The following is an 8899-nucleotide window of genomic DNA, read 5'->3' as shown; positions in this document are numbered from 1 at the left end:
GTACCGGCAGTAATCGTAGCCCCGAGCACGCTGGTAATCGTACCGTTTAAGAGGTTGGTGACCGTACCCGCCGATGACAACGTACCGGCAGTAATCGTAGCCCCGAGCACGCTAGTAATCGTACCATCCAGCAGGTTGGTTACGGTACCCGCAGACGATAACGTACCGGCAGTAATCGTAGCCCCGAGCACGCTGGTAATCGTACCGTTTAAGAGGTTGGTGACCGTACCCGCCGATGATAATGTACCGGCGGTAATCGTAGCGCCGAGCACGCTGGTAATCGTACCATTTAAGAGGTTGGTTACCGTACCCGCAGACGACAACGTACCGGCAGTAATCGTAGCGCCGAGCACGCTGGTAATCGTACCATCCAGCAGGTTGGTTACTGTACCCGCCGATGACAACGTACCGGCAGTAATCGTAGCCCCGAGCACGCTGGTAATCGTACCATCCAGCAGGTTGGTTACGGTACCCGCCGATGACAACGTACCGGCGGTAATCGTAGCGCCGAGCACGCTGGTAATGGTACCATCCAGCAGGTTGGTGACCGTACCCGCCGATGATAGTGTACCGGCGGTAATGGTAGCACCAAGCACGCTGGTAATCGTACCGTTTAATAGGTTGGTGACCGTACCCGCCGATGATAGTGTACCGGCAGTAATGGTAGCACCAAGCACGCTGGTAATCGTACCGTTTAATAGGTTGGTGACCGTACCCGCAGACGATAATGTACCGGCAGTAATGGTAGCACCAAGCACGCTGGTAATCGTACCGTTTAATAGGTTGGTGACCGTACCCGCCGAAGATAATGTACCGGCAGTGATGGTAGCACCGAGCACGCTGGAGATTGTACCGTTAAGGATGACTGTAGTCAGGTTTCCGCTGGCATCGGTGGTGAGAGGGCGGTCAATCAGTGTGGAAGGGTCTCGCCCGAAGATCAGCGTTCGCAGATTGTCGGGGTTTGCTTGAAACGAACTGAAATTTGGCAAAAGAGTTCATCCTCTCTTAATAGAATAGGCCGAGCAACCTGCTCACAGTAAAAATCCCAAACCGTCGTCTGGGTTTTCAAATGAATAGGCAGTGATTCAAATAGAGCAATAGCCTGTACAGCTGAACAAAACCATTCGAATGGTGTGATATTACTATATGGAAGAACTCCGGTAATGCTTGGGCAGCAAGATCAAAAAAATACAGTTCCACCCTTGTCCGGAGTCAAAACTTGACGATTGGAGTGTTTAGGGTTATTTTTCTTAAAATGGGTTAAATATGGGAATCATTCATAATAGGCCAATAATAAATAATTCCGACGAAAAGAGGGCGCCTATGGAACGCTGCTTATTCATACACGGCTTCACGGGAGGGGAGTACGAAATCTCACCGCTCGCGCAATTTCTGGAACGGCATCAGTACCATGCCCGAACCTTTACGCTAAAAGGACATGGGGGGAGCCGGCATGACCTGCTTCAGTCCGACAGGCAGGGTTGGCGGCAGAGCGCCGAAGACCAACTGCAAGAGATGTTGAATGATGGCGACAGGGTGCACCTGATCGGTTTTTCCACCGGAGCGCTTATTGCTTCCCACCTGTCTGTGCAGTACCCGGAACAGATCAAGTCGCTTACGCTGCTGTCTACGCCTGTTTTTCCGCTTAACCTGCTGGAGATTCTGAGGACCCTGGGCAGCCCGGTCATGATCCGGAATTACCTGAGCAAGTTCGGCTCTACTCCGGTGAAGGCTACAAGAGAATTTCAGCGTCTGGTGCGTGAGAGCTTTGAGATTTATCCGCAGATTGAGACCCCTACCTTAATCGTTCAGGGCGGCAGGGATCATCTGGTGAGAGCAAAAAGCGCGGCCTATCTGCACCGCACCATCCCCTCGGCAAGCAAACGTGTATTAATGGTGGAGCGAAGCGGCCACATGTTGTGCCACTGCGATGACAGCGGCTTAATGATGAATGAGGTGCTGCAGTTTATTGAAGGCTTCGGCAGAGCTTCAATAAATAAGCTGCAGGAATACTCAGCGAAATAACAAAACCTCCTTCACGGCAAACGTGGAGGAGGTTTTTTAAAAATATAAGGATTTATATGTTTCACGCTAAAAATCATCCTTCTATTTCTCGCTGAAACGGATTCCGTCCCTTAAAAGGACGGCGAAGCCGTTTCCACTTGTCACTAAAGGGACATGCCTTATTCCGTTGACATCTCTAGACTGGTATGATAGTTTCTATTTAGGGAAACCGGTTTCCCTCGCTTTTCTAAATGTTGACTCACGCGGAATTAACTCCGGTCTCAGTAGCAGCCCGCGGCCAGCTTCATTTTTGCCGTCGATCCTTTCCATTAACAACTCTCCGGCGGATACCCCCAGATGAAAAGTGTCCAGATTAAGCGAGGTTAATGGCGGTGTGGTGTAGCGAGACAACGGATATTCATCAAAGGTTGCAATTCCAAGCTCAGCAGGAACATGTACCCCTACCTCTCTTGCAGCCTGCAGTGCCCCAAATGCGGCAAAATTGCTCATACAGATCAGGGAATCCGGTGGCGTTTCGCTAAGCAGCAGCTGTTTGGCCGATTGATAACCTACCGCCTCTTCTGCCGAGCCGTTCAGAATCCATTGCTCCGGGAGGGATAGTCCTGCTTTCAAAAGCTCGTGCCGGCAGCCTTCCAACCGGCGGATGAAGAGAGGATCTCCCTCCTGCCCGCCAACAAAGGCAACCGCAGAATAGCCTTCCTCCAGCAGATGCCGGGTGAGCATTCTACCGCCAGCTTCGTTATCGAAATCGGCCCAACATTCGGAGCCGGCAACTTCCCCCAGCGAAATATATGGGAACTGGAGCCGGTTGAGCTCCATACATAGTTCCTCTGTAAGCACCGAGGTGTTGGCGATAAGCCCATCGACCCGTTTGCTTCTTACGAGCCTGTGCAGGAAATGGCCCTCCGGGTGGTTATGCTCCACATTGGCGATGGTCAGTTCATATTTCATGGATCCGATTACACTTTCAATGCCGCCGATGATGCTGTAGAAGAACTGGTTCAGGAATTCACTGGATTTGGACATGTCGATCAACAGCCCGATATTGCTGCTGCTCTGACGGGCTAAACCTGTGGCGATGCTGCTGGGAGTGTAATTCATTTGTTTCATAATTTCTCTGACCTTGTGTTTGGTTTCCTGCGAAATTTTCGGTGAATCATTCAGCACCTTAGAAACTGTGGATTTGGCTACACCTGCCGCTGAGGCGATATCCGTAATCGTTACCTTCATAGTTTTCCCTCACGATCCAGCCGGATTTTTTGAAAATATAAGGATTATAGATTTCAAACGGCATAGCCGTTTCTGCTAATGATCAAGATATAAACCCATCATACAATAAAAGGAGCTTGTATCATATGACCCGCTGGTTTCTATACCATACTGCTGAAGATCCCTTTGCTTTTCCGGTTGGCCCCGGTAGCCTGAAGCTGCGACTTTTTGTGCAGAATGGGCAGCATTTGACCTGCACCGTGATTCATTCTGACCGCTATGACTCGCCGGGGAGCGAAATTCCGCTTCCAATGGAGCGGATCGGCTCTGCCGGAGCTTATGAGATTCATGAGGCCGTCCTTCCATTGGCAACCGGCAAATGCAGATACTTGTTCCATGTCATGAACCCTGCCGGAGAATATTTGTGGTACGGAGAGAGAGGGATAGCAGAGAACAGAGAGCATGCCGGCTCTTTTCAATATGCTTACATGCACCACCCGGAAGCGGTCAAGATTCCCTCCTGGAGCCAGGATGCGGTAGTCTATCAGATTTATCCCAGCAGCTATAACGGAGGAACCCTGAAAGGGATATTGGACAAAATCCCCTATCTGCAGCAGCTGGGCATCACAGCTATGTACATGACGCCCATATTTGAGTCTCCTTCCGAGCACAAATACAATACCTCTGACTACTACAAGGTCGACCCAATGTTCGGCACTACAGCGGATTTGAAGGCTTTGGTGGATCAGGCTCACCGCCATGGGATCAGGGTACTGCTGGATGCCGTGTTCAACCATGCCGGTGATACGTTTTTTGCCTTCAGGGATGTGCTTGAGCATGGAGAGAATTCACGGTACAAGGATTGGTTTGTGATCCATTCCTACCCAGTGGTGCAAACCCCTTCTCCGAACTATGAGACCTTCGCCAAAGCAGAGGCGCATATGCCCAAGCTGAATATGGAGAATCCGGAAGTAGCGGATTATATGATGGAGGTAGCCAAGCATTGGGTACGTGAGGCGGGCATTGACGGCTGGCGTCTGGATGTGGCCAATGAGGTGTCTCCAAAGTTCTGGACGCGGTTTCGCCGTGAACTCAAAGCAGAATTCCCCGAGCTGCTGCTGATTGGTGAGATCATGCATGGTTCCGGGCCCTGGCTTAGAGGCGACCAGTTCGATGGCGGCATGAATTATGTCCTTCGCGACGCGGTGCTGGAGTTTTTTGCAGAGCAGACTGCAGGGCCGGTGCGCTTTATGGAGCAAGTGCTCCATCAGGAAGCGTTCTGCAACGATCAGGCGAATGCAGCCATGTTCCAGCTGCTTGGCAGCCATGACACGCTGCGGTTTTTGACGGCCTGCAAGCAGGGGGGGCGGGGCTGGAATCATGAGGAAACGGCGATATACCGGATGAGGCTGGCAGTGTTCTTTCAAATGACCTATATCGGTATGCCTATGATTTATTATGGAGATGAGGTTGGCATGGAGGGTGCGACGGATCCGCACTGCAGACGGCCGATGGTGTGGCGCGAGCAAGAGCAGAATAGCGCACTCCATGCCTGGTATACGGAGCTGATCGGTCTTAGGAAGAAATATGAGGTGTTGCGAAAAGGTGCTTTCCGTCCCTGGTTTACGGATGAAACCCGCAATGTTCTAGGCTACGTCCGGTCCAGCGGGCAGGAGAAGATAGGGCTGGTTATTAATAATTCCCCTAACCGCTATCACCTGGAGGTGGACAGTTTCCGCTCCGGCACCTCAGAGTTGACCGACCTGCTGACAGGGACAACGATCTTAAATGGTGATCGTCTGGTTGTGGAGCTCGAACCCTTCGGCTGTCTAATGCTCCACTAGAGTAAGCTGCATCTGTTCCATGCTGACAGGACAGGGCGTCGTCTGATGATCAGGTGGAATGGCTGCAATTACTTCCGTTTTTTCAAAGCTTTGTATTCCGCATTCTCCCACTGCTTCAGTAATGGATAAGGATCGAAGGCCCACTCCGTAATCCCCCGGTCGCGGTAGATTCCATAATGCAGGTGAGGCGGGAATTTGCCCTGAGTGCCCGGATTGCCGTAGCCGGAGCTGCCGACCCAGCCGATCGTTTGGCCGGGAGCCACAATATCTCCACGGGAGACGGATTTTTCATACCCTGCCAGATGGGCGTAATAATGATAGCGGTTTTCGATATCGCGGATACCGATCCGCCAGCCGCCGTAGCGGTTCCAGCCCTTAGTTTCCACGATACCAAAACAGGTGCTGCGCACAGTCATGCCGTGAGGTGTGAACAGATCCGTCCCTTCGTGGATACGCGCTCCGCCCCAGCTTCTGCCGGTGCCCCAGGTGCTGCGGTAGGAATAGAGGGAGCCCACCGGCAGAGGAAAAGCGCTGCCCGACAAATCAAGCCGTCCGAAATGCTCGTACAGCTTGGCAAACTGTGCTACCCGCTGAGCTGCCCTGCCGTTATGGTAATATTCCCACACACCGATATTGAAGTCGCTGGCAGAATCCCCGTATTTCATCAGATGTTTTGCCATACTGTAGAGCACATCAGCATCATTCTCGGGATCGGCCACACCGTCGCCGGACCCATCTTTTCCGAATCCTCCAAAAAAACCGATGGATTGCGGGGTCTGGTCCACTTGATCCGGGTTCAGCGGTCCACACCATACCGGCGCAGGGATGCTGATTCCGGTAAGGCGGGGATTGGCGGGCTCCGCGGCTCCGCTTTTCTTTTTGGCAATCGTCCGTTCATATTGGTCAATAGCAGCGAAACGGAACCAGGCAACCCCTGTAGCAGCGCTGATTTGATCATACAGCTCCTTGCGGCGGGCAGAGAGTGTGTCTTTGTCTGACACAGCTCCAGTATGGACTGAGGGAAGGCGTAATTCTGCAGCCGCTGCCCCCGGATAGCTTGTACCCCATAGCAGGGCGGCGGCTGACAGGCAGAGTACTGTTTTCTGTATTGCAGTGATTCTGAATAGAGCCGGCATGTTTACAACCTCCTAGGTCCGGTGCAGATATATTAACAAGTTCTTATCAAGAGCACCCTTGGGGTGCTTTTTGTAAAAGATAAGAATTAATAATGCTAACGGCGTAGCCGTTTCTACTTGTAGAGTGAAGCAAATGGGCTTATTTTATCCATCCTTGCCCAAAGGTTCACAAAAACAGGCAAATGGCCCTTGCACATGCTATAATATGAGGCAGCAAACTTTAAGGATGCAACTAAATATTCAGGCGAAAGCGGGGTTCTTCTCTTTGACTAATCGAACAGCCAAACAACCCAAGCCAGACTGGATCAAAATCAAGTTAACGACGGGTGAACATTATCAGGAAATTAAAGGCATGATGCGTTCCAAAACTCTACATACCGTATGTGAGGAAGCACGCTGCCCGAATATCTATGAATGCTGGGCTAACCGCACGGCTACTTTTATGATACTGGGTGACATATGTACCCGGGCTTGCCGGTTTTGTGCCGTAAATACAGGTCTGCCTACGGAGCTCGATCTTTTGGAGCCGGAGCGTGTGGCTGAGGCTGCCGAGGGCATGCAACTGAAACATTGTGTGGTCACGAGCGTGGCCCGCGATGATCTGAAGGATGGCGGTGCACAGATTTTTGCCGAGACCGTAGCCGCAATCCGTAAGCGCCTTCCGCTGTGCAGTGTAGAGGTGCTGATACCGGATTTTCTGGGCGACCGGGACAGCCTTGAAATTGTAATGAACAGCCGGCCGGATATACTGAACCACAATATTGAGACGGTAGAGCGGATGTCTGACCGAGTGCGGGCGCGGGCTAAATATCGCCGTTCCCTGGAACTGCTGGGCAGAGCCAAGGAGATGAAGCCGGACATCCCAACCAAATCCAGTATTATGCTTGGCGTTGGCGAGGAATGGGATGAGATTTTGGAGGCGATGGATGACCTGCGGGCGGTGGATTGTGATATATTGACATTGGGTCAATACCTGCAGCCTTCACCAAAGCATCTGAACGTGGAGAAATATTATACTCCTGAGGAATTCGCCCTGCTCAAGGAGGAAGGGCTGAAGCGCGGCTTCAGCCATGTGGAGTCCGGCCCGCTGGTGCGCAGCTCCTATCATGCGCATGAGCAGGTGAAGTCCGCTACCGCTGCCCGTGAAGAGCGTTCCGTTTCTTTATAAGCTCGTACAAATTTGAGTAGTAAATTTGTCTCGTGACGGAGTCACAGTTAATGTTTAATGTTTAATCTTTAATCTTTAATCTTTAGTCTTAACTCTTTAGTCTTTAGTCTTTAGTCTTTAGGGGTTAAGGTAGAGAGTTGGAGCGCAGCAATCAACTTGCTTTTGTGTTTGCTGCCACCTCCCGCGTTGAGGGAGTCATGGAGAGGGATTTTGGAATTGGAGGAGCGCCAGCGTCCGCCTTTGTCTGCAGATTTCAACCGCTTATAGCGGTTCAATCAGAGAAATCTGCAGACAACAGCGGCCGGAAATCCAAAAACCCGCGGAATGACGGCCCATCAACGCCCCCCCTCCCAAAGTTTAACTTGAAAGGCAGGCGACAAACGCTTGATCGTTATAGGTGGAAAGGGCTACGAGCTCGTATTGGATCATAAGGACGGCTGGAACCCGGAGGCATTTCGTGGAAGATACAGTGAAGTGCTGGACCGGTACGATTACATTATTGGGGATTGGGGTTATAGCCAATTGCGCCTGAAAGGCTTTTACCGGGATAACCACCCCAAGGTGAACCGGGATACCGCGATTTCAGGTATGGTGGATTACATTAATGAATACTGCAACTTTGGCTGTGCCTATTTTGTACTCCACAAGCTGAAGGAAATGCCGAAAGAAGGCACCTTCAAGGATATTCTGATCAAAGAAATTCCTGAGCCTGGAATGGAGGATGAACTTGAGCAGGATGCGGCAGAACCAGCGGTTACTGCAAAGGTGCTCCGGGAGCATGTCTCCAAGCCATCCTCCAATTCAAATCCGGCAGCCCGTGACAAGAACATGGGCGGGGCACCCAAAGAGAACGGAGCGAAAGACAGACCCGTTCGTGAGCATCAAAGCCGAAATCACCGCAATAAAGAAAATCAGGGCAGAAGAAACAACAAGGATTCTCAAGGCAGATCACCGCAAAACCAGCCCCAGAATCCTTCTACCTAAGGATCATTAAGAAGTGTAGCGGAAAAAGGTGTCTCAGCAGCCAGCTCTGAACTGGCTTCCGTGACACCTTTTTTAATGATAGTGTAAGGATCTGTATGTTTAGAGATGATGATGCTTTTCTACTTGGTATTATGTCGATACCGCTTGTTTGTGAAGAACATCAGGGGGAGTGAAGTGGAATTAGTGAACTTAAATTTACTCAAGAGGGATCCGTAAGCAGTGCTAGTTGGAATAAGTATACTTAATGTAGACGATTTTACCTGGTATGGTGCGAATCGGCCAGATTAGAGGTACTTTTTCCCACTATTGCTTGTTTTGGAGCGAGATAGGGCGGTTTAAGTTCACTTTTTCCACTTGAGCTTGCCCCCAAAGACTAAGGCGGCCAAGCAACTACTGGCGAAATGCAGGATCACTAAGCTAGCGGGAACTCTCAGCTCCAGTCCAACTACTCCCAGCCCCAGCCCCAGCCCCAGCCCCAGCCCCAGCCCCAGCCCCAGCCCCAGCCCCAGCCCCAGCCCCAGCCCCAGCCCCAG

The 8899-nt window shown here is 51.4% G+C and carries 8 protein-coding genes; 4 read left to right on the top strand and 4 right to left on the bottom strand.

What is annotated here, in order from left to right:
• Window positions 1-989, bottom strand: a 989-nt coding sequence (locus ACTJKB_RS19030; RefSeq protein ID WP_440835967.1) for a beta strand repeat-containing protein, incomplete at its 3' end; no start/stop codon positions are given.
• Between the two features lie 334 nt (window positions 990-1323).
• On the opposite strand from ACTJKB_RS19030, the gene ACTJKB_RS19025 reads away from it, so the two are divergent.
• Window positions 1324-2025: an alpha/beta hydrolase gene (locus ACTJKB_RS19025; RefSeq protein WP_440835966.1), complete on the top strand. Its 702-nt coding sequence runs from the start codon at window positions 1324-1326 to the stop codon at window positions 2023-2025.
• Between the two features lie 195 nt (window positions 2026-2220).
• On the opposite strand, the gene ACTJKB_RS19020 is transcribed toward ACTJKB_RS19025, so the two are convergent.
• Window positions 2221-3255, bottom strand: a complete 1035-nt coding sequence (locus tag ACTJKB_RS19020; RefSeq protein ID WP_440835965.1) for a LacI family DNA-binding transcriptional regulator — start codon at window positions 3253-3255, stop codon at window positions 2221-2223.
• 125 nt (window positions 3256-3380) lie between these two features.
• Here ACTJKB_RS19020 and ACTJKB_RS19015 point away from each other — a divergent pair, with 125 nt between their 5' ends.
• Window positions 3381-5078 (top strand): alpha amylase N-terminal ig-like domain-containing protein, encoded by a 1698-nt coding sequence (locus ACTJKB_RS19015; RefSeq protein ID WP_440835964.1) that lies wholly within the window; start codon window positions 3381-3383, stop codon window positions 5076-5078.
• Between the two features lie 68 nt (window positions 5079-5146).
• On the opposite strand, the gene ACTJKB_RS19010 is transcribed toward ACTJKB_RS19015, so the two are convergent.
• The gene (locus ACTJKB_RS19010; protein WP_440835963.1) at window positions 5147-6214 is read right to left on the bottom strand and encodes a M23 family metallopeptidase; all 1068 of its coding nucleotides are present in this window, start codon (window positions 6212-6214) and stop codon (window positions 5147-5149) included.
• A gap of 265 nt (window positions 6215-6479) precedes the next feature.
• Between ACTJKB_RS19010 and lipA the strand changes: the two genes are divergently transcribed.
• Both lipA and ACTJKB_RS19000 read left to right on the top strand, forming a co-directional pair.
• The gene (gene lipA / locus ACTJKB_RS19005; RefSeq protein ID WP_440835962.1) at window positions 6480-7382 is read left to right on the top strand and encodes a lipoyl synthase; all 903 of its coding nucleotides are present in this window, start codon (window positions 6480-6482) and stop codon (window positions 7380-7382) included.
• Window positions 7383-7766: 384 nt separating this feature from the next.
• The gene (locus tag ACTJKB_RS19000) at window positions 7767-8366 is read left to right on the top strand and encodes a YutD family protein (protein ID WP_440835961.1); all 600 of its coding nucleotides are present in this window, start codon (window positions 7767-7769) and stop codon (window positions 8364-8366) included.
• 341 nt (window positions 8367-8707) lie between these two features.
• Here the strand turns inward: ACTJKB_RS19000 and ACTJKB_RS18995 are convergent.
• Window positions 8708-8899, bottom strand: a 192-nt coding sequence (locus tag ACTJKB_RS18995; protein WP_440835960.1) for a hypothetical protein, incomplete at its 5' end; no start/stop codon positions are given.

The organism is Paenibacillus sp. 22594 (genome assembly GCF_052044425.1).
In the GTDB taxonomy this organism is placed as follows: domain Bacteria; phylum Bacillota; class Bacilli; order Paenibacillales; family Paenibacillaceae; genus Paenibacillus_AQ.
Note: the sequence above shows the minus strand (reverse complement) of the source record. Positions and strands in the feature narration are given on the sequence as shown.